We start from the raw sequence: 18,292 nt of genomic DNA, 5'->3' as shown, positions 1-18,292 counted from the left end.
AAAGAGGAATATTCCTACATTGCAGTAGAAAAAGGACAACATTCCGGTGTAATCACAGTCGCCCTAACCGCTCAAGCGAATTCTCTGCAGGGGTGGTTTTGCGTAGCTCAACGGTTTTCAAGACAGTGGTACAAGCGTCCAATACATGTAGTTTCAGTGACGAAATCGATTCGAAAAAGACGAAACGGCACGGCTTCAGGCCGTTTCGCTCAAACCTGTCCTCAGGGGAAATTGCGTTTCTGGCTGGGTTATGAACTCCATTTCTTTCTTGCGCGCTTCGAGCCTGAAGAGGCATGACACCGGGCGGGTACCGACGGCAGCACAGCCAGTAAACTTGAGGGCTGATGGCAGCTTTGGCGTCAGAAGCGCTCATCGCCGATAGCCGGCAAGATCAGCTCCCGTACGAACGAAGCCCCAGACAAGCGCAACAGCGCGTCGACCATGGTGACCACATCATGCACCGGTACCTGGCGCCGCTCGCCACGTGCTGCGGCTTGCGCCAATGGCGTGTTCAGGGAGTCGTCGGTATTGAGATAACCCAGTTGGAGCACGGTCACGGCCAGGTTGTCATCCCTGAAACCTTCGCGCAGCGCATCAGCCATGCCGTTGAGGGCGAACTTTGAGGCGCCGAACGCTACCTCCGGGCGCCCACTCTGGCGAAGAGCTGAGGTCGAACCAGTGAGGATCAACTGCGGCCGGGGCGCACCAAGCAACTTGGGCACCAGGCGCTTGAGCAGAAGCAGCGTGGCCGTGATGTTCACCTCGACCAGCCTGGTGATCGATTCGTCGCTGTCGTCAAGGAATGCATAGTGCTCGCTGAGGGCGTTTTCTTCCCAGATGCCAACGTTGTAGATCAGGACATCCAAATCGGCAGGTGCCCGATCCGCGATCTGTGCTACAGCCGCCGTTGGCTTGGCAAGGTCGGCATCGACCCACTGCAGGTCGATGCCCGGGGCAAGGGCCAAGTCTGACGGCTGTTTGCGTGATACGCCGATCAGCGTGTCCCCTGGCTTGCCGAGCCCTTCGAGCAAAGCCCGGCCCAACCCTCTGCCGGCGCCTACGATCATCATTTTCATCCGTTGCTCCTTTTAACTGAAATGCTCCAAGCTTCCCTGGGCCGTTCAACTCCAGCGGACATTCAGTACGACGAAGTGCAGCAGGATCCAGACCATCAACAGCAGATGGGTCAGTTGCAACCCTTCCTGGCGGATCCAGTAGCCGAACCATATCCCGCCCAGCAGCATCGCGAACAGGAACCCGAGCGTTGCGCTCAAGGCCAGGTTCAACCAGGGCCGCGCCACCTCCAGGCCGGCGCCAAGCAGCAGTTCATAGCAGCCAATCCAAGCCGCGAGAGCGGCGGCTGCCTGTGTCAGCACTATGATCGACAAGGCCAAGCGATGGATGGCGTGAGAGGTCATCGCTCTCACCAGCAGAGGGAGGCTGATTGCGGGAGGTTGGGCCAGCGGCGCCATCGACATGGTCTCCCCGATCGCCCCGGCTGAGCTGGCAAAGGCATGCAAGTTGTTGATCAGGCTGATACTCAGCCACAGGCTCAAGCCAATGCAGCAGGTGATCTGGAAAATCAGCAGTGAAGTCGGAGTGTCCATTCCGGGTCCTTTGTGAGTTCGTTTCCGAAAGCAGCGAGAGCGTCTGGACGCCACTCTAAAACCTTGACTTAACTCGAGGTCAATACCGGATTTCCAATAAGGCAGGCAGGGGCGACAACCTCAGCCGTTTGTTCAAGCCGTCTGTAGGTCTGAGAAGTTTGTCGAGGTCTTGGGCGACCGACCGAGCCGCGCCGATCAACGCCGCAGGTATACCCACTGGAGGATCCGGGATAGAGCCAACCGGTTTGCTATGCTCTCTATTCCGGCTGGCCTGGCCTGAAGGCGCCGAGCGTGTGCGGCATTGGTCAAGATGCTTGAGAATTTTCTATCCGCATTTGTGAAAAAAAGAACCAAGGAGTGGAGTAACAGACATGCCAGCTTGTCCCCTACCCGCTGATGAAGCACTTCGTCAGCGCACACTTGATGATATGGACTTGGTCGATACGCCGGCCGAGCATTATCTTGATACCTTGGTACGACTCACCCAAGAACTAGCCCAGGTGGAGACCGTTCTGATCAGCCTAATCGATCAGGATCGGCAGTGGTTCAAGGCTCGAATCGGTATCGAGGTAAGCGAGACGAAGCGCAATGTGTCCTTTTGCGGCTACGCGATTCTCGGTGAAGATACCTTGATGGTTTCCGACGCCAGGTGCGATTCACGCTTCGAGGACAATCCCCTCGTGCTGAACCCACCCTATATCCGGTTCTATGCGGGCCACCCGTTACGTGCCTCAAATGGCAAAGCCATTGGCACCCTGTGCATGTTCGATCCTCGGCCGCGGAAGCTCAGCGACGCGCAACAGGCTAATTTTCGGGACTTAGCCACGCTCACCGAGGGTTATTTGCAACTGCGGAGCCTAGCTCAGGTCAATCACGCTCTGCGTGTTGAAATGGATCGCGGGCAGCGCAGGGCTTTGCTTGATCCTTTGACACAACTATGGAACCGCGGGGCGTTGGCAGCATTTCAGAACCGAGAACTTCGTTTGGCTGAGGAGCGAGGTTTACAGCTAGGTGCCGTCTACGCAGACCTCGACCGTTTCAAATCGGTCAATGACGAGCATGGCCACGATGCCGGCGATAAAGTGCTCTGCGAGTGCGCCCGCCGCCTGCGGGCTACGCTGCGGCCAGATGACCTGCTGGTACGCCAGGGAGGAGAGGAATTCGTAGCCTTGCTACGGGTTAAAGATAGCCAAGAATTGGCGCAGATTGCGGAGCGCTTGCGTCAGTCAATCGGCAGCGCGCCGTTTCTGTTACCCGGCGGCCCTCGGAAGATGACCATGAGCATTGGGTGCGCCCTGCTCACCCAGGGTGAGCAGATTGATGATGCAATAAAGCGCGCTGACGGCGGTCTCTATGCGGCCAAACATGGTGGACGTGACCAAGTTGTCTATGTGCCAGCGTTATCCTGAGGAAGTTAAGATCTCCGGATCCGGGAGGGTACGCATCACATTCGGCTGAGTTACCAATTTGCCTGATCAGCTCGCTTTCAACTGATCGCCGCCCCTTATTGCAACCAGGGGCGGGAATGGCGTCCACATCGCTGGACAAACAAACTGCGACCGCCCCGAGTGGCGAGCGCGGCACAGTTGCTTAGCGCCCACCTCGTGCAGGATTCACTGTCGCAGATAGGCGAACATGTGCTGCACGTAATCGGCCTTTCCGAGCGGAACGCCGTTGTGACGCAGAATGTTATAGGCCGTGACTAGATGAAAGTAGAACTGTGGCGTAACCCAATTGACTGCGTACTCACTGCCAGTCATATCGAACGTGATGTTATTGGGTAGCTCGATTGCGAGCTTGAGGTCTGCTGCTGCATCTATCGCTGCGGCATCAGCAGTATCCAGTAGTCGTAACGTTCGCTCAATCAGAGCCTTCGCTGATGCAATGTCCTCTGGCGGCGAGAGCGTCTCAAGCGGCTGATGTGTAAGCCGCTGAACCGCCTCCTGTGCTTGGACGCACGCGTATTGAACCTGCCGAGCAAGATTGTGCATGTCAGGCGCTAGCCGAGACTCAAGCAAGATTATCGGATCGTAGCCCCCTTCAAGCGCGCAGGACTCTCCCTTGGACAACAGTGCCGATAGGGTCCGTAACATTTGGGCGAAACAGGGGATGGTGATTGCATGGATGGACATATCTCTTCCCTAAGTAGTTATTCGACATGGAGACAAGCGATCAACATTCAATACTCTGGCCAGCGTGCTGAATCCTAGCAGACAACTGCATCTCCCCCCGCCAACAGCATATTTTCTGGACCAAGTTCTTTCAGATAGCGATCTAAACCAGCGACCGACGCCAGTGGCCTTGTGCTTGGGTAACATTTTCCAATCCGTCGGACTTCAACACACCAGCATCACCCATACCGCCTTCGTCACGGGCCTGGATGTATTGCTCATGGCGGTCTTCAAGTGGATTCTCCTTCGCAAGCGTGTCGAGCCAAGGCCGCCCTGGAGGCGCTGATTCGCGCCGCCGGGGCAGTTCGGAACTCATCCCTGAGTTTCTTTGCTGCGGTACTCGGTGGTGGTCATGCCGGCGTAGCCCCAGTTATCGGTGTCGACCTCCTCGATCACGATATGGGTGAGCTCAGGTTTCTTTCCGAGCACTCGCTGCAAGGTCTCTGTGATTTCCTTGATGACCTGGGCTTTCTGATCACGGGTGACGCCGTCGCGAGTGATGCGGACGCTGACGAAGGGCATGGTATTACTCCTATGGGGTGGGGAAATGAGGGCAAGGAGGCGGGATGCCTCCCCGTTACGTTCAGCCTATTACCATTTGCCGACACTCATACCGCCGTCGACCGGCAACACCACGCCCGTGGTGAACCCGGCGTTGGCCAGGTAAAGCACGGCGTCGGCAATGTCGCTGACGCGGCCGATGTGTCCGGCCGGTTGCAGACCGTTGAGGAAGTCGAAGCTGGCCGGATCGTGCATCGGCGTCTCGATGATGCCGGGAGCCACCGCGTTAACCTGGATGTTGTACGACGACAGCTCCAGCGCCAGGGCGCGGGTGACCTGGTTGAGGCCCCCCTTGATCAGCACCGGCAGGGCGGCGGGCACGGCGATGTTGGGTTGCAGCGCCACGGCAGCAGTGATGTTGATGATGTGACCCTGGCGCCGCTCGATCATGTGCGCGGCGGCGGCCTGGGAGGCGTAGACCACGCCCTTGAGGTTGGTCTCCAGCATGCCTTGGATGTCTTCCGGGCTGTATTCGATGAAGGGTTTGGGCAGGAAGAAGCCAGCGTTGTTGACCAACACGTCGACCTGGCCGAAGGCGTCGATGCTGGCCTGAATCAGGCGGCGGGCGGTTTCAGGCTTGGCGATGTCGCCGGCCACGCCGATGAAGGCGGGGCTGTCCAGTTGTGCCTTGGCCTCGGCGAGGCGTCCGGCGGAGCGGGCATTGCCGACCACATTGAAGCCACTGGCGAGGAAAGCCTTGGCCAGGCCGAAGCCGATGCCGCTGGAGGCGCCGGTGATCACTACCGTTTTGCTGTTGCTCATGTCGTTTCTCCCAATCAGGTGACGCAGAAGAGCGCCGTTGGGAGGACTATATTTTTGCTTTAGATAAGGATAAATATGGCAGCGAGAACTTCAGTTGATACATGGTGTAATCAATGCAGCGGCATTTCGACGACGTCCTACTCGGCAGCATCGAGCTGTTCTGCCTGGCGGCGGAGCTGGGCAGCTTCACCGCGGCCGCTCTCGCGGCGGGCGTGACGCCGGCAGCGGTCAGTCGCTCGATCAGCCGCCTGGAAGAGCGCTTGGGCTCCAGACTGTTCGTCCGTACCACCCGCAGCATCCGTCTGACCGAGGGCGGGCGAGGCTACTACGAACAGTGTCGTCAGGCGCTGACCCAGCTGGTGGAGGCCGAACGGGTGGTGACCGGGCAGCAGCAGGAGCCTTCGGGCACACTGCGCATCAGCCTGCCCACGACCTACGGGCACCACCGCATCCTGCCGCTGCTGCCCGAGTTTCGACGGCGCTACCCGAAGGTGCAGGTCGACATCCACCTGGGCAACCGCAACATCGACTTTGTCGGCGAGGGCTACGACCTGGCCATCCGCGTGCGTGCACAGCCGGATTCGACCCTGATCGCCCGGCCGCTGGAAGACGCCCGGCTGGTGGTGGTGGCCACTCCAGATTACTTGGAACACGCAGGCGCGCCGCAGAGCCTTGAAGAACTGGCGCAGCATGACTGCATCCAGTTCGAACTGCCCAGCAGCGGTCGGCGCATCGCCTGGCTGTTCGACGAGGAGGGCCGCGAGCGGGAAGTCCTCACCGAGGGCGGCTACGTCTGCTCGGACGACGTGCTCGGTGGCGTGACCTTGGCCAAGCACGGCGCGGGACTGTTCCAGACCTACCGCTTCATCGTCGAGCGCGAGCTGGCCGAGGGCTCGCTGGTCGAGGTGCTGCGGCCCTTCGCTGGCCGCTCGCGGCCGTTCACCCTGCTGTATCCCCAAGGCCGACACATGCCGTTGCGCCTGCGGGCCTTCGTCGACTTCATCATGGACAAGCGGCGCCACTGGGCCGCTGGCAGCTGAGGGGGCGTATCACTCTGTGTCAGTGCCATGGTGGATGCGGCGCCGATGGGCCAGCCTGTAGTTGGCCTTGGGCCGATGTGCGGTTTAGCACATGTCGGCCCAGCACCGGGCCGAGCCGGTGGCATGGATGGACTCACGCTGCTACGCGCAAGGGCTAGGTCACCCAGGTACGGGTCGAGCTGTTGCAAGCACAGTGCCGGCAGGGGTAAAACCCTGAGAAGTGACGCAAAAGTCACGCACATGAAAAAGGCCACTCCTTTCGGAAATGGCCTAAGTCATTGAAATATATGGTCGGGACGGAGTGATTCGAACACTCGACCCCTTGCACCCCATGCAAGTGCGCTACCGGGCTGCGCTACGCCCCGACTGGGCTTTGAAGCATGTTCTCAATCTTGCCGAGAACGTTGAAGAATGTACCCTAACCCTCTGATAAATGAAAGCTTTTTCTCAAAAAATTTTCCACTCATCAGAAACCCAGCTTACTTCTTCAAAACCACCAACACATCCTCCAACTCAACAATCATCTGCCGAATCAGCTGCTTGTACTGGCTGGATTCATCTTTAGCCTCATCACTGGAGAGCCTCAACCGCGCCCCGCCAATGGTGAACCCCTGGTCATACAGCAGCGCACGAATCTGGCGGATCATCAGCACATCCTGGCGCTGGTAATACCGCCGGTTCCCCCGCCGCTTCACAGGGTTCAGCTGGTCGAACTCCTGCTCCCAATACCGCAGCACGTGTGGCTTTACGGCACACAACTCGCTCACTTCACCAATGGTGAAGTAGCGTTTGCCCGGTATGGGGGGCAGTTCGTCGTTATGGCTTGGTTCCAGCATAGGCCTCAACCCGGGCCTTCAACTTCTGCCCTGGACGAAAGGTGACGACGCGCCGTGCGGTGATCGGGATCTCTTCCCCTGTCTTGGGGTTACGGCCCGGCCGCTGGCGTTTGTCGCGAAGGTCGAAGTTGCCGAAACCGGACAGCTTGACCTGCTCGTTCTCTTCAAGTGCGTGCCGAATTTCTTCGAAAAACAGCTCGACCAGCTCCTTGGCCTCACGCTTGTTAAGCCCCAGCTCCTCGTACAGCCTTTCGGCCATCTCAGCTTTCGTCAGAGCACCCATGCCGTTATTTCCTTAACGTGGTGTTCAACCTTTGTTCGAGCGAGGTGAGGATGTTTTGCAGGGTAGTGTTCACCTCATCGTCGTTAAGAGTGCGCGATGGATGCTGCCAGGTCAAGCCGACGGCAAGGCTTTTTCTATCAGGATCAATGCCTTTACCTTGGTACACATCAAACAGCCTGAGGTCTGTGAGCCATTCGCCTGCATTGTCACGAATTAATTCAAGCACCGCGCTAGAAGCTACATCACGTCCTGCGATCAAAGCCAGGTCACGACGGGTTTCCGGGAACTTGGACAGTTCGCTGAATTTCGGCAGGCGGCCTTCGACCACGTCGCCCAGCACCAGCTCGAACAGGAACACCGGGCGGTCCAGGCCCAGGGCTTTGGCCAGCTCCGGGTGGATGGCGCCGAGGTAGCCGACCAGCTTGCCGTCACGCTCGATGACAGCGGTCTGGCCTGGGTGCAGGGCTGGGTGTTTGCCGGCGCTGAAGGTGAAGTCGCTCAGGGCGCCGGAGTAACCCAGCAGGGCTTCCACGTCGGCTTTCACGTCGAAGAAGTCGACGCCGTCGCGGCCGTTGGCCCAGCCTTCTGGCAGGCGGCTGCCGGTGATGACGCCGGCAATCATTGGCTGCTGCTGCAGATCACCCAGTTGGCCGACAAAACGCAGGCCGCTTTCGAACAGGCGCACGCGGTCTTGCTGGCGGTTCAGGTTGTGCTGCAGAGCCTTGACCAGGCCCGGCCACAGCGAGGCGCGCATGGCGGCCATGTCGCTGGAGATGGGGTTGGCCAGCAGCAGCGGCTCTACGCCCGGGCTGAACAGTTCGAACAGTTTCGGGTCGATGAAGCTGTAGGTGATGGCTTCCTGGTAGCCGCGGGCAACCAGCAGGCGGCGCAGGGTCGGCAGGTCACCGCGGGTTTCTGGCTTGCCCTGTGGGGCCAGGCGGGCTTGCGGGTAACGAACCGGCAGGTTGTTGTAGCCGTACAGGCGGGCCAGCTCTTCGATCAGGTCCACTTCCAGGCTGATGTCGAAGCGGTGGCTTGGTACGCTGACGGTCCACTGCCCTTCCCCGCTCTTGGTCGTGGTCAGCTCGAGGGCGTTGAGCAACTGCTCGACCTGGGCTGGGTCCATTTCCATGCCAAGCATCTGGGTGATGCGTTCGGCGCGCAGGGTGACCGGGGCTACTTGTGGCAGGTGCTGTTCGCTGACCGCTTCGACCACAGGGCCGGCTTCGCCGCCAACGATGTCCAGCAGCAACTGGGTGGCGCGCTCCATGGCTTCGCGGGCCAGTTGCGAGTCGACGCCGCGCTCGTAGCGGTGCGATGCATCGGTGTGCAGGCCGTAGGAACGGGCTTTACCAGCGACGGAAATCGGCTCGAAGAAGGCGCTTTCCAGGAACAGGTCGCGGGTTTTTTCGGTGTTCACACCGCTGTGCTCGCCACCCATGACGCCGGCGATGGCCAAGGCGCGGGTGTGGTCGGCGATGACCAGGGTGTCGGCGCGCAGGGCCACTTCCTGGCCGTCGAGCAGGACGAGCTTTTCGCCCTCTTCGGCCATGCGCACGCGGATGCCGCCGTTGATTTCTGCCAGGTCGAAGGCGTGCATCGGCTGGCCGAGTTCGAGCATCACGTAGTTGGTGATGTCGACGGCGGCGTCGATGCTGCGAACGTCGCTGCGGCGCAGGCGCTCGACCATCCACAGTGGGGTTGGCTTGCTCAGGTCGACGTTACGGATAACGCGGCCCAGGTAGCGCGGGCAGGCAGCCGGGGCGCTGACTTCGACCGGGCGCACTTCGTCATGGGCGGCCGCTACGGCTGGCACCACCGGGCGGGTGACCGGGGTGTCGTACAGGGCGCTGACGTCGCGGGCCAGGCCGGCGATGGACAGGCAGTCGCCGCGGTTCGGGGTCAGGCCGATTTCGATGCTGGCATCATCCAGGCTCAGGTACGTGCGAATGTCTTCGCCAACCGGAGCGTCGGCAGCCAGCTCCAGCAGGCCGTCGTTTTCTTCGCTGATCTGCAGCTCGGCAGCCGAGCACAGCATGCCGAAGGACTCGACACCGCGCAGCTTGGCCTTCTTGATCTTGAAGTCGCCTGGCAGTTCGGCACCGATCATGGCGAACGGGATCTTGATGCCTGGGCGGGCGTTAGGGGCGCCGCACACAACCTGGAAGGTTTCCTGGCCGCTGCTTACCTGGCACACGCGCAGCTTGTCGGCGTCCGGGTGTTGTTCGGTGGCGAGAATTTCGCCCACGACGATGCCGCTGAACTGGCCGGCAGCGGGGGTAACACTGTCAACTTCGAGGCCGGCCATGGACAGGCGGGCGACCAGTTCGTCACGGGAGACTTGCGGGTTGACCCAACCGCGCAGCCACTGTTCACTGAATTTCATGCTGTTCTCCTGAAAGTTGCGTCGATTGGGCCTAGCGGAATTGGGCTAGGAACCGCAGGTCGTTGTCGAAGAACAGACGCAAATCGTTGACGCCATAGCGCAGCATGGCCAGGCGCTCGGCACCCATGCCGAAGGCAAAGCCCTGGAACTCTTCTGGGTCGATGCCGGACATGCGCAACACATTCGGGTGCACCATGCCGCAGCCCATCACTTCCAGCCAGCCGGTTTGCTTGCACACGCGGCAGCCGTTGCCGGAACACATCACGCACTGGATGTCGACTTCTGCAGACGGCTCGGTGAAGGGGAAGAACGATGGGCGGAAACGGACCGCCAGTTCTTTTTCGAAGAATACGCGCAGGAATTCTTCGATGGTGCCCTTGAGGTCGGCGAAGTTGATATCGCGATCGATCAGCAGGCCTTCGACCTGGTGGAACATCGGCGAGTGGGTGATATCCGAGTCGCAGCGGTATACGCGGCCCGGGCACACAATGCGGATGGGCGGCTGGGTGGACTCCATGGTCCGCACCTGCACCGGCGAGGTGTGGGTGCGCAGCAGCATGTTGGCATTGAAGTAGAAGGTGTCGTGCATCGCCCGCGCCGGGTGGTGGCCAGGGATGTTGAGCGCTTCGAAGTTGTGGTAGTCGTCTTCCACTTCTGGGCCTTCGGCAATGCCGTAACCAATGTGGGTGAAGAACTGCTCGATGCGCTCGAGTGTACGGGTAATCGGGTGCAGGCCACCGGTGGCCTGGCCGCGACCTGGCAGGGTGACGTCAATGCATTCGGCAGCCAGGCGAGCGCTGAGCTCGGCTTCTTCAAAGGCAGCCTTGCGGGCATTGAGCACAACGGTGACGCGCTCTTTGGCGTCGTTGATCAGCGCGCCGACTTTCGGTCGCTCTTCGGCTGGCAGGTTGCCCAGGGTCTTCATCACCTGGGTCAGTTCGCCCTTCTTGCCGAGATAATTAACCCGGATCTGTTCCAGGGCGTTGATGTCTTCAGCGCGTTCCACGGCCTCTAGGGCTTGGGAGACCAGCGCATCCAGGTTTTCCATGTACAGACTCCAGATACGAAAATAGGGGAAGAGCTTTGAAGGCTCTTCCCCTATCGATGACGTTCAATGCCCGGCAGCGCTAGCACCGCCGGGTGATTGTCGCGGGTACTTAAGCCAGAACGGCTTTAGCTTTCTCGACAATCGCAGCAAACGCCGCTTTTTCGTTCACTGCCAGATCAGCCAGAACCTTACGGTCGATTTCGATCGAAGCCTTTTTCAGGCCAGCAATCAGACGGCTGTAGGACAGACCGTTGGTGCGGGCACCGGCGTTGATACGAGCGATCCACAGTGCGCGGAACTGACGCTTCTTCTGGCGACGGTCGCGGTAGGCGTATTGGCCTGCCTTGATGACCGCTTGCTTGGCTACACGGAATACGCGCGAACGTGCACCATAGTAACCTTTAGCCAGTTTCAGAATTTTTTTGTGACGCTTACGAGCGATAACGCCGCGCTTAACACGAGCCATGAGTAACTTCCTCTATCTTAACCAGAATTAACGAACGCGCAGCATGCGCTCGACTTTTGCGACGTCGGACGGGTGCAGCAAGCTGGCACCGCGCAGTTGACGCTTACGCTTGGTCGACATTTTGGTCAGGATGTGGCTCTTGAAAGCGTGCTTGTGCTTGAAGCCCGAAGCTGTCTTCAGGAAGCGCTTCGCAGCACCGCTCTTGGTTTTCATTTTTGGCATGTTGGAACTCCGCATTCGATAAAATTACACATAATCATCAGGCCTGCCGTGCCCGGGAGATTACTTCTTTTTCTTGGGGGCGATGACCATCATAAGCTGGCGTCCTTCCATCTTCGGATGCTGCTCAACGGTGCCGTATTCGGCGAGGTCGGCTTCGACCCGCTTCAACAGCTCCATGCCCAGCTCCTGGTGGGCCATCTCACGACCACGGAATCTCAGAGAGATCTTGGCCTTGTCCCCATCGGTAAGGAAACGTACCAGGTTGCGTAGTTTTACCTGGTAATCCCCATCCTCCGTCCCTGGACGAAACTTGATTTCTTTGATCTGGATCTGTTTCTGGTTTTTCTTGGCTTCGTTAGCCTGCTTCTTCTTCTCGAAGAGGTGCTTGCCGTAGTCCATGACCTTGCAGACGGGTGGTACCGCGTCTGCAGAGATTTCTACCAGGTCCAGCTTCGCTTCATCAGCGATACGCAGCGCTTCATCAATCGAGACGATGCCAACCTGCTCGCCGTCTGCGCCAATTAACCGAACCTCGCGGGCCGAGATATTCTCGTTGATCGGGGCCTTCGGTACAGCACGCTTATCGTTTCTCATTTCACGCTTAATAGTCATTACTCCGATTCTTGGCGACCACGCCGGGAAACCGCTTGTGTCAGCAACTCAACGAATTGGGCGACGGGCATGGAGCCCAGGTCTGCGCCTTCGCGAGTACGCACAGCGACGGTTTGCGTTTCGACTTCGCGGTCCCCTATAACCAAAAGGTACGGGACCTTGAGCAAAGTATGCTCGCGGATTTTAAAGCCGATCTTCTCATTTCTCAAGTCCGACTTGGCACGGAAACCGCTTCCGTTCAGAGATTTCTCAACCTCGAGGGCGAAATCGGCCTGCTTGTCGGTGATATTCATGATCACCGCCTGAGTTGGGGCCAGCCACGCCGGGAACACGCCCGCGTAGTGCTCGATCAGCATGCCGATGAAGCGCTCGAACGAACCGAGGATGGCGCGGTGCAGCATGACCGGGCGAACTCGGCTGTTATCTTCGGCGATATAGCTGGCATCCAGACGCTCTGGCAGGTTCGGGTCGTACTGCAGGGTACCGCACTGCCAGTTACGGCCGAGGCAGTCGCGCAGGGTAAACTCGATTTTCGGGCCGTAGAAGGCACCCTCGCCCGGCTGGTATTCCCACTCAAGGCCGGATTCGTTCAGGGCGTCGGCCAGCGCTGTTTCAGCACGATCCCACAGCTCTTCGGAACCGACACGCTTGGCCGGACGAGTGGACAGTTTCATGGCGATGTCGCTGAAACCGAAGTCCTTGTACACGTCCAGGGTCAGCTTGATGAAGTCGGCGGCCTCTTTCTTCACCTGATCTTCGGTGCAGAAAATGTGCGCATCGTCCTGTACGAAGCCACGCACGCGCATGATGCCGTGCAGGGCGCCGGACGGCTCGTTACGGTGGCAGGCACCGAACTCGGCGAGACGCAGCGGCAGGTCGCGGTAGCTTTTCAGGCCCTGGTTGAACACCTGCACGTGGCACGGGCAGTTCATCGGTTTTACCGCGTAGTCACGGCTTTCCGACGAAGTGGTGAACATGTTTTCGGCATAGTTGGACCAGTGGCCGGAACGCTCCCACAGGATGCGGTCGACAACCTGCGGGGTCTTGATTTCCTGGTAGCCGTTTTCGCGCTGCACGCCACGCATGTACTGCTCGAGTACCTGGTAGACGGTCCAGCCGTTGGCGTGCCAGAACACCATGCCCGGGGCTTCTTCCTGCAGGTGGAACAGGTCGAGCTGCTTGCCGATCTTGCGGTGGTCGCGTTTTTCGGCTTCTTCGATGCGCTGGATGTACGCAGCCAGCTGCTTCTTGTCAGCCCAGGCCGTGCCGTACACGCGCTGAAGCTGCTCGTTCTTGGCATCGCCACGCCAGTAGGCGCCGGACAGCTTGGTCAGCTTGAATGCCTTGAGGAAGCGGGTGTTCGGCACGTGCGGGCCACGGCACATGTCGACGTATTCTTCGTGGTAGTACAGGCCCATGGCCTGTTCATCCGGCATGTCTTCGACCAGACGCAGCTTGTAGTCTTCGCCACGGGCCTTGAACACATCGATGACTTCGGCGCGCGGGGTCATTTTCTTGACCACGTCGTAGTCTTTTTCAATCAGCTCCATCATGCGCTTTTCGATGGCGGCCATGTCTTCTGGGGTGAAGGGGCGCTCGTAGGCGATGTCGTAATAGAAGCCTTCGTCAATGACCGGGCCGATCACCATCTTGGCGGTCGGGTACAGCTGCTTCACGGCGTGGCCAACCAAGTGGGCGCACGAGTGACGAATGATCTCCAGTCCCTCTTCATCTTTAGGGGTGATGATCTGCAGGGTGGCGTCGTTGCTGATCAGGTCACACGCATCGACCAGCTTGCCGTCGACCTTGCCGGCAACGGTGGCCTTGGCCAGGCCAGCGCCGATGGAAGCGGCTACTTCGGCTACGGATACGGCGTGATCGAACGAACGTTGACTGCCATCGGGAAGAGTAATAACGGGCATGGCGCCTCCTCTCCTAGTGGTGACCCCTACCAAAGGTCACGTGGGTTGGGATGAGCCAGTACAAGATCCGACCTGCCTTCCGGTAAAAGGAAGCCTGCCCCACAGTGGCAGAAGCCTTTCGGCTTGTCAGGGACGAACCAGAGTGACTGGAAAGAAAAAAGATAGCTGCAGCCGGCAACAGCGCGACTGCAAGCCGAGCATGCTAGCACGCGGGTTGCACCCCAGGCAGAAATATTTGGAAATTGCACCGCAGCGGTGAACTAACGCGGAAAAATACCGCTCAGACTTTGGGAAGCAACCTACTCTTGATGAGACCTTAACCCAAGGAGTAACTGGTGATGCGAGTTCCGTCTCTTCTGGCCCTGGCGGCCGCTGGCGCCCTGCTGCTGCCCGTGGCTGCGAACGCCGGCAACTTCCCAGCCGGGAAGGAGGCCGCCTACATGACCCAGTGCACGCAAGTGGCCAGCGGCCAGGGCGTTGACGCTGCCACCGCGAAAAAACACTGCGACTGCGGCGCGCAAGCCATCAAAAAGAATTTCACCGACGCCGAGATTGCCGACCTCGACAGCAAGGACGGCGTTGACGCCAAACTGATGCAGAAGGCGCAGTCGGTGGTGAAACAGGCCTGCGCACCGAAGGGCTGAAACCTTAAAGCCGGTGATGGCCAGCCATTCTTTGAGCTGGATCAATATCCTGCGAAGGTAAAAGGCGCTAGATGCGCAGAATTAGACTATGATGTATCCCGTGCTCCGTAGCCTCGGCCGCATTGCACCACTGAAAAAACTAAATGTTCTGGAGATTCACCCATGTCCAATCGCCAACAAGGCACCGTCAAATGGTTCAATGATGAGAAAGGCTACGGCTTCATCACCCCAGCAGGCGGCGGCGACGACCTGTTCGTACACTTCAAAGCCATCGAATCTGACGGCTTCAAGAGCCTGAAAGAAGGCCAGACTGTTTCCTTCGTCGCCGAGCGCGGCCAGAAGGGCATGCAGGCTGCACAGGTTCGTCCGGAGTAATTCGGATAGCTGTAAAAAAACCCGCCCTTGTGGCGGGTTTTTTTATGGGTGATGCATCATCTGAAGGGGCGGGATTGCCTGCGAAACCGACTGTAGGGTGAATGGCACGGGCTTTGCCCGTGTTCGCGGGTGAACCCGCTCCTACAAGGCGACCGCGCAGGCTTTTCACATTTTGCGCAAGGCAGTTGCCCCCGCGTGCATCAACCGCAGTTGACGCGGGTTACCCTGCCCTGCTCGTCCACGTTCAGGTTCAGGCGCTCGGAGCGGTACTCCAGGGTGACCACGTCGTGCGGCTTGAGAATGCGCGCCATCTGCGAGCCGCTGGCCTTGCGTGCCTGCTCCAGCAATTCGGCGCTGGCCTGCTTGCCCATGGCAAAGTCGGCACCACTGGCTTCGCAGCGGCCATCGTTGCCCGCTGACGCGGCCGGCGCACCACCGCCATCAGCATTGCCACCAGTGCTGCAACCCGCCAGGACAGCAGCCACAGCCAGAGTTGCCAGGTAAGCACGGGTACGGAACATGAAGCCTCCTAAATCGGTCCGGGAACTGCCTGATCCGACAGCTCCGCTCATCATTTGTTGCAAAACCGGTCAAGTCTGCCTGAACTGCAGCAGCGAGGCGAAAAGCAATCGTGACCGGATTTTGCACAACGTACTGTGTTTGCCATATGCTTAGCCCGCACGGTCACCGGCGCAAAGCCATGATTTGCTGCAAGAAGTGGAGCGCATCCCGCCTCCATCGAACACCAGGGTCAGGTGTTCCTCCTTCGTTCCGGGCCCCTAGCGAGAGCTTTTCATGAGCACCCACAGCATCGATGCCGACATCAAGGTCAAATGGGCCGAGGGCCAGAGCGCGTACAGCCCTGGCACACCGGAAGAGTTGCTGCTGATCGCCATCGACCTGTTGGTGCGCGACAACGGTGCCGAGGCGGCACGCAGCTTCATCGACCAGGTGTTCGAGCGCTACGCGCCGCACGCGGCTATTCCAATCGCGCCAGACGGGCACTGAGCAGGTCGAACAGCCCCTGGGCATCACCCTGCTCCACCCACAGCACATTCGCCGGCCGCTTGAGCACACCGTACCAGTCTGCAATTGTCTGGCCGAAAGTGGGTCCTTCGCGGCTGTCGATGCTCATGTGGATACGCCGGCCGCTGAACAGCTCGGGCTTTAACAGGTAGGCGATGACGCTGGCGTCGTGCACAGGGCCGCCAGGTATGCCATACACGTCCATGTCGTGGGTGATGTAGGCATTGAGGATATCCACCACGCGCTTGCTCGCCTGGTTGTTCACGGCTGCCAACTGCTTCAGGCGGGCGTTACTGGTCAGCAGCTTGTGCGTGACATCCAGCGGCAGGTAGGTCAGCTGCACGCCGCTGGCCAGCACCACTTCGGCGGCGTGCGGGTCGGCGTAGAGGTTGAACTCCGCCACCGGGGTGATGTTGCCGCCGTTGAAATGCGCTCCCCCCATGACCACCACCTCCTTGATGCCTTTGACGATGCTCGGGCGCTGGATCAGCGCCAGGGCCAGGTTGGTCTGCGGGCCGAGCATGGCGACGGTGATGCTGTGTGGTTCGGCTGCGCCGAGGGTATCGACCAGGTATTGCACGGCATTGCCCTGGGCCAGGGGCGCTTTCGGCTCGTGCACCTGTACGCCGGTGAGGCCTTCTTCGCCATGAACGTCGGCGGCGTAGATCGGCGTGCGCACCAATGGGCGGCCGGCACCAGCGTACACCGGGATGTCTTCACGCCCCGCCCATTCGCGGGCCAGGCGGGCATTGCGCGAGGTCTTGTCCAGGCGAACGTTGCCGGCCACGGTGGTGATGGCGCGGATACTGAGTTCGTTGGGCGAAGCCATGGCCAGAAACAGCGCCACCACATCGTCGGCGCCGGGATCGGTGTCGATGATCAGATCGATGGGTGCGGCCTGGAGGGTGGAGGCTGCGGCCATGAAGACGACTCCTTGTAGCAGGGACTTGAGCATGGGTGGCACTCCTGTTGCCTATGAATCATGCGTTTACACAGCCCGGCGTCCTTTGTGAAAGCGGCTAGAAGGTGACGCCGGAGATGAGGGCGATATTGCTATAGGGTTGGCACTCGCCTGTACGCACCACCGCACGGGCACTGCGCGACAGCACTTTGAAATCCTCATGGGTCAGCCATTCGCGCTTGCCCAGCTTGCCCTTCAGTCGCTCGATTTCGACCAGCGCAGGTGGCACCACTTTCTGCATTTCTTCAGCCAGCACATGCCGCTCAACCTGCAATTCGCTCAGCACCACCCGCAGCACGCTGGCGAAGTCCGGCAGGCCAGGCGTAATGGCCAGGTCGATCAGTTCCACACCCGGCGGCACCGGCAGCCCGGCATCGCCGATCACCAGGATATCGCCATGCCCCATGCCGGCAATGACCCGCGACAGGGCAACGTTCAGCAGCGGGGTTTTCTTCATGGCGTCAGCTCCGCCAGGTAGGGAATCGACGGTTGGGCACCGGCACGGGTAACCGACAATGCCGCGGCACGCTGACCAAAGGCGATCGCCTCCCCCTCCTCCAGCCCACGCACCAGGCCGGCAGCAAAGCCACCGATGAAGGTATCGCCGGCAGCGGTGGTGTCCAGCGGTTGCACGTGCGGCGCCGGATAGTGCTGATGACCTTGGGCAGTAACCAGCAAGGCACCTTGCGCACCCAAGGTGATGATCACTTTGCCTGCCCCCAGCTGCAGCAAGCGCTCGCCCGCGCGCCGGGCACTGTCCTGGTCGGTCACCACCACACCGGTCAAGGCTTCGGCCTCACTTTCGTTAGGGGTAAGGTAATCGATATGCGCAAACCAGTCCGCTGGCAAGGGGCCGGTAGCGGGTGCTGGGTTCAGGATCACCTGCTTGCCCAGCTCGTGCCCTCTGGCCAGTGTCCAGGCCACGGTGCTGGCTGGCACTTCCAACTGGCAGATGATTACCTCGGCAGCCTGCAGCAACGCATCGAAGCGCCGCACCGACTGCGGCGTCAGCAGGCCGTTGGCGCCGGGAATGATGACAATACAGTTCTGGCTGGCAGCATCCACCGTGATCAGCGCCACACCGCTGGACATGGCTGGACAGGTGCTGACGCCCTGACAGTCGATCCCCTCGACATACAAGGCCCGGTGCAGTTGCCGCCCGTAGTCGTCATCCCCCACATTGCCGATCATAGCCACGCTGCCGCCCAGCCGCGCCACTGCCACCGCCTGGTTGGCACCCTTGCCGCCCGGCACCGTGAAAAAGCTATCGCCGGGGAGTGTTTCGCCGGCCCGCGGCAGGCGCTGGGCGCGGACCACCAGGTCCATGTTGAGGCTGCCAACCACCACAACCTTGGCATTCATGACGTTTC

The 18,292-nt window shown here is 60.0% G+C and carries 23 protein-coding genes and 1 tRNA gene; 5 read left to right on the top strand and 19 right to left on the bottom strand.

Features of this window, described 5'->3' with window-relative positions; genetic code table 11:
- Positions 1–359: 359 nt before the first annotated feature.
- On the bottom strand, positions 360–1,076 hold the full coding sequence (locus ACF8FB_RS21330; protein ID WP_392511898.1) for an SDR family NAD(P)-dependent oxidoreductase: 717 nt from the start codon (positions 1,074–1,076) through the stop codon (positions 360–362).
- Positions 1,077–1,121: 45 nt separating this feature from the next.
- Positions 1,122–1,607 (bottom strand): DUF2165 domain-containing protein, encoded by a 486-nt coding sequence (locus ACF8FB_RS21325; protein ID WP_392511896.1) that lies wholly within the window; start codon positions 1,605–1,607, stop codon positions 1,122–1,124.
- Between the two features lie 371 nt (positions 1,608–1,978).
- On the opposite strand from ACF8FB_RS21325, the gene ACF8FB_RS21320 reads away from it, so the two are divergent.
- The gene (locus ACF8FB_RS21320; RefSeq protein ID WP_010953439.1) at positions 1,979–3,016 is read left to right on the top strand and encodes a sensor domain-containing diguanylate cyclase; all 1,038 of its coding nucleotides are present in this window, start codon (positions 1,979–1,981) and stop codon (positions 3,014–3,016) included.
- Between the two features lie 204 nt (positions 3,017–3,220).
- On the opposite strand, the gene ACF8FB_RS21315 is transcribed toward ACF8FB_RS21320, so the two are convergent.
- The 4 genes from ACF8FB_RS21315 to ACF8FB_RS21300 form a co-directional block, all read right to left on the bottom strand.
- The gene (locus ACF8FB_RS21315; protein ID WP_049587643.1) at positions 3,221–3,739 is read right to left on the bottom strand and encodes a DUF1993 family protein; all 519 of its coding nucleotides are present in this window, start codon (positions 3,737–3,739) and stop codon (positions 3,221–3,223) included.
- Between the two features lie 142 nt (positions 3,740–3,881).
- Positions 3,882–4,094, bottom strand: a complete 213-nt coding sequence (locus ACF8FB_RS21310) for a hypothetical protein (protein WP_061405625.1) — start codon at positions 4,092–4,094, stop codon at positions 3,882–3,884.
- On the bottom strand, positions 4,091–4,300 hold the full coding sequence (locus ACF8FB_RS21305; RefSeq protein ID WP_010953438.1) for a 4-oxalocrotonate tautomerase family protein: 210 nt from the start codon (positions 4,298–4,300) through the stop codon (positions 4,091–4,093). Before ACF8FB_RS21305 ends, ACF8FB_RS21310 begins: the two co-directional genes overlap by 4 nt.
- A 69-nt stretch (positions 4,301–4,369) precedes the next feature.
- Positions 4,370–5,101 (bottom strand): SDR family NAD(P)-dependent oxidoreductase, encoded by a 732-nt coding sequence (locus ACF8FB_RS21300; RefSeq protein ID WP_010953437.1) that lies wholly within the window; start codon positions 5,099–5,101, stop codon positions 4,370–4,372.
- A 113-nt stretch (positions 5,102–5,214) separates the two neighbouring features.
- On the opposite strand from ACF8FB_RS21300, the gene ACF8FB_RS21295 reads away from it, so the two are divergent.
- Positions 5,215–6,141, top strand: coding sequence for a LysR family transcriptional regulator (locus ACF8FB_RS21295; RefSeq protein ID WP_010953436.1), 927 nt, complete (start codon positions 5,215–5,217; stop codon positions 6,139–6,141).
- A 288-nt stretch (positions 6,142–6,429) separates the two neighbouring features.
- Here the strand turns inward: ACF8FB_RS21295 and ACF8FB_RS21290 are convergent.
- The 9 genes from ACF8FB_RS21290 to thrS all read right to left on the bottom strand — a co-directional run bounded on the left by ACF8FB_RS21290 (position 6,430) and on the right by thrS (position 13,916).
- Positions 6,430–6,506: transfer RNA gene (locus ACF8FB_RS21290), tRNA-Pro, on the bottom strand.
- Between the two features lie 114 nt (positions 6,507–6,620).
- Positions 6,621–6,977 (bottom strand): MerR family transcriptional regulator, encoded by a 357-nt coding sequence (locus ACF8FB_RS21285; protein ID WP_003250681.1) that lies wholly within the window; start codon positions 6,975–6,977, stop codon positions 6,621–6,623.
- The gene (gene ihfA, locus ACF8FB_RS21280) at positions 6,958–7,260 is read right to left on the bottom strand and encodes an integration host factor subunit alpha (protein ID WP_003250679.1); all 303 of its coding nucleotides are present in this window, start codon (positions 7,258–7,260) and stop codon (positions 6,958–6,960) included. The genes ACF8FB_RS21285 and ihfA overlap by 20 nt, the downstream gene beginning before the upstream one ends.
- A 4-nt stretch (positions 7,261–7,264) precedes the next feature.
- Complete coding sequence (gene pheT / locus ACF8FB_RS21275) at positions 7,265–9,646, bottom strand: phenylalanine--tRNA ligase subunit beta (RefSeq protein WP_010953410.1); 2,382 nt, start codon at positions 9,644–9,646, stop codon at positions 7,265–7,267.
- A 31-nt stretch (positions 9,647–9,677) separates the two neighbouring features.
- Entirely contained in the window at positions 9,678–10,694 is a 1,017-nt protein-coding gene (gene pheS, locus ACF8FB_RS21270) for a phenylalanine--tRNA ligase subunit alpha (protein WP_003250674.1), read from the bottom strand.
- Between the two features lie 109 nt (positions 10,695–10,803).
- The gene (gene rplT / locus ACF8FB_RS21265; RefSeq protein WP_003250671.1) at positions 10,804–11,160 is read right to left on the bottom strand and encodes a 50S ribosomal protein L20; all 357 of its coding nucleotides are present in this window, start codon (positions 11,158–11,160) and stop codon (positions 10,804–10,806) included.
- Positions 11,161–11,187: 27 nt separating this feature from the next.
- A complete protein-coding gene (gene rpmI / locus ACF8FB_RS21260) occupies positions 11,188–11,382 on the bottom strand; it encodes a 50S ribosomal protein L35 (RefSeq protein WP_003250667.1) in 195 nt (64 codons plus the stop codon).
- A 60-nt stretch (positions 11,383–11,442) separates the two neighbouring features.
- The gene (gene infC, locus ACF8FB_RS21255) at positions 11,443–11,994 is read right to left on the bottom strand and encodes a translation initiation factor IF-3 (RefSeq protein WP_012052879.1); all 552 of its coding nucleotides are present in this window, start codon (positions 11,992–11,994) and stop codon (positions 11,443–11,445) included.
- Positions 11,994–13,916: a threonine--tRNA ligase gene (thrS, locus tag ACF8FB_RS21250; protein WP_010953409.1), complete on the bottom strand. Its 1,923-nt coding sequence runs from the start codon at positions 13,914–13,916 to the stop codon at positions 11,994–11,996. The genes infC and thrS overlap by 1 nt, the downstream gene beginning before the upstream one ends.
- Before the next feature lie 338 nt (positions 13,917–14,254).
- Between thrS and ACF8FB_RS21245 the strand changes: the two genes are divergently transcribed.
- Together ACF8FB_RS21245 and ACF8FB_RS21240 are read left to right on the top strand one after the other, a co-directional pair.
- Entirely contained in the window at positions 14,255–14,560 is a 306-nt protein-coding gene (locus tag ACF8FB_RS21245; RefSeq protein ID WP_392509940.1) for a hypothetical protein, read from the top strand.
- Between the two features lie 162 nt (positions 14,561–14,722).
- Positions 14,723–14,935 carry a cold-shock protein gene (locus tag ACF8FB_RS21240; RefSeq protein ID WP_003250656.1) on the top strand — a complete coding sequence of 71 codons (213 nt, stop codon included), beginning with the start codon at positions 14,723–14,725 and terminating at the stop codon, positions 14,933–14,935.
- 200 nt (positions 14,936–15,135) lie between these two features.
- Here the strand turns inward: ACF8FB_RS21240 and ACF8FB_RS21235 are convergent, their stop codons facing one another.
- Positions 15,136–15,456: an I78 family peptidase inhibitor gene (locus ACF8FB_RS21235; protein WP_049587634.1), complete on the bottom strand. Its 321-nt coding sequence runs from the start codon at positions 15,454–15,456 to the stop codon at positions 15,136–15,138.
- A gap of 274 nt (positions 15,457–15,730) precedes the next feature.
- Here ACF8FB_RS21235 and ACF8FB_RS21230 point away from each other — a divergent pair, with 274 nt between their 5' ends.
- Positions 15,731–15,943 carry a hypothetical protein gene (locus ACF8FB_RS21230; protein WP_003250649.1) on the top strand — a complete coding sequence of 71 codons (213 nt, stop codon included), beginning with the start codon at positions 15,731–15,733 and terminating at the stop codon, positions 15,941–15,943.
- Here ACF8FB_RS21230 and ACF8FB_RS21225 read toward each other — a convergent pair.
- The 3 genes from ACF8FB_RS21225 to rbsK form a co-directional block, all read right to left on the bottom strand.
- Positions 15,915–16,916 carry a nucleoside hydrolase gene (locus tag ACF8FB_RS21225; protein ID WP_392511891.1) on the bottom strand — a complete coding sequence of 334 codons (1,002 nt, stop codon included), beginning with the start codon at positions 16,914–16,916 and terminating at the stop codon, positions 15,915–15,917. The genes ACF8FB_RS21230 and ACF8FB_RS21225 overlap by 29 nt on opposite strands.
- Before the next feature lie 64 nt (positions 16,917–16,980).
- Positions 16,981–17,379, bottom strand: coding sequence for a D-ribose pyranase (gene rbsD, locus ACF8FB_RS21220; RefSeq protein WP_003250646.1), 399 nt, complete (start codon positions 17,377–17,379; stop codon positions 16,981–16,983).
- A complete protein-coding gene (gene rbsK / locus ACF8FB_RS21215; RefSeq protein ID WP_010953405.1) occupies positions 17,376–18,284 on the bottom strand; it encodes a ribokinase in 909 nt (302 codons plus the stop codon). Before rbsK ends, rbsD begins: the two co-directional genes overlap by 4 nt.
- Between the last annotated feature and the right edge of the window lie 8 nt (positions 18,285–18,292).

It is taken from the genome of Pseudomonas sp. yb_2 (assembly GCF_043103905.1).
GTDB lineage: Bacteria > Pseudomonadota > Gammaproteobacteria > Pseudomonadales > Pseudomonadaceae > Aquipseudomonas > Aquipseudomonas alloputida.
Note: the sequence above shows the minus strand (reverse complement) of the source record. Positions and strands in the feature narration are given on the sequence as shown.

Bases quoted from the DNA above. Each gene is read 5' to 3' on its own strand.
- rplT (WP_003250671.1), bottom strand. From the start codon at position 11,160: ATGGCTCGTGTTAAGCGCGGCGTTATCGCTCGTAAGCGTCACAAAAAA.
- ACF8FB_RS21295 (WP_010953436.1), top strand. From the start codon at position 5,215: ATGCAGCGGCATTTCGACGACGTCCTACTCGGCAGCATCGAGCTGTTC.
- ihfA (WP_003250679.1), bottom strand. From the start codon at position 7,260: ATGGGTGCTCTGACGAAAGCTGAGATGGCCGAAAGGCTGTACGAGGAG.
- ACF8FB_RS21300 (WP_010953437.1), bottom strand. From the start codon at position 5,101: ATGAGCAACAGCAAAACGGTAGTGATCACCGGCGCCTCCAGCGGCATC.
- ACF8FB_RS21245 (WP_392509940.1), top strand. From the start codon at position 14,255: ATGCGAGTTCCGTCTCTTCTGGCCCTGGCGGCCGCTGGCGCCCTGCTG.
- thrS (WP_010953409.1), bottom strand. From the start codon at position 13,916: ATGCCCGTTATTACTCTTCCCGATGGCAGTCAACGTTCGTTCGATCAC.
- infC (WP_012052879.1), bottom strand. From the start codon at position 11,994: ATGACTATTAAGCGTGAAATGAGAAACGATAAGCGTGCTGTACCGAAG.
- ACF8FB_RS21315 (WP_049587643.1), bottom strand. From the start codon at position 3,739: ATGTCCATCCATGCAATCACCATCCCCTGTTTCGCCCAAATGTTACGG.
- ACF8FB_RS21310 (WP_061405625.1), bottom strand. From the start codon at position 4,094: ATGAGTTCCGAACTGCCCCGGCGGCGCGAATCAGCGCCTCCAGGGCGG.
- ACF8FB_RS21285 (WP_003250681.1), bottom strand. From the start codon at position 6,977: ATGCTGGAACCAAGCCATAACGACGAACTGCCCCCCATACCGGGCAAA.
- ACF8FB_RS21320 (WP_010953439.1), top strand. From the start codon at position 1,979: ATGCCAGCTTGTCCCCTACCCGCTGATGAAGCACTTCGTCAGCGCACA.
- pheS (WP_003250674.1), bottom strand. From the start codon at position 10,694: ATGGAAAACCTGGATGCGCTGGTCTCCCAAGCCCTAGAGGCCGTGGAA.
- rbsK (WP_010953405.1), bottom strand. From the start codon at position 18,284: ATGAATGCCAAGGTTGTGGTGGTTGGCAGCCTCAACATGGACCTGGTG.
- ACF8FB_RS21240 (WP_003250656.1), top strand. From the start codon at position 14,723: ATGTCCAATCGCCAACAAGGCACCGTCAAATGGTTCAATGATGAGAAA.
- ACF8FB_RS21325 (WP_392511896.1), bottom strand. From the start codon at position 1,607: ATGGACACTCCGACTTCACTGCTGATTTTCCAGATCACCTGCTGCATT.
- ACF8FB_RS21305 (WP_010953438.1), bottom strand. From the start codon at position 4,300: ATGCCCTTCGTCAGCGTCCGCATCACTCGCGACGGCGTCACCCGTGAT.
- pheT (WP_010953410.1), bottom strand. From the start codon at position 9,646: ATGAAATTCAGTGAACAGTGGCTGCGCGGTTGGGTCAACCCGCAAGTC.
- ACF8FB_RS21225 (WP_392511891.1), bottom strand. From the start codon at position 16,916: ATGCTCAAGTCCCTGCTACAAGGAGTCGTCTTCATGGCCGCAGCCTCC.
- ACF8FB_RS21235 (WP_049587634.1), bottom strand. From the start codon at position 15,456: ATGTTCCGTACCCGTGCTTACCTGGCAACTCTGGCTGTGGCTGCTGTC.
- ACF8FB_RS21230 (WP_003250649.1), top strand. From the start codon at position 15,731: ATGAGCACCCACAGCATCGATGCCGACATCAAGGTCAAATGGGCCGAG.
- rbsD (WP_003250646.1), bottom strand. From the start codon at position 17,379: ATGAAGAAAACCCCGCTGCTGAACGTTGCCCTGTCGCGGGTCATTGCC.
- rpmI (WP_003250667.1), bottom strand. From the start codon at position 11,382: ATGCCAAAAATGAAAACCAAGAGCGGTGCTGCGAAGCGCTTCCTGAAG.
- ACF8FB_RS21330 (WP_392511898.1), bottom strand. From the start codon at position 1,076: ATGAAAATGATGATCGTAGGCGCCGGCAGAGGGTTGGGCCGGGCTTTG.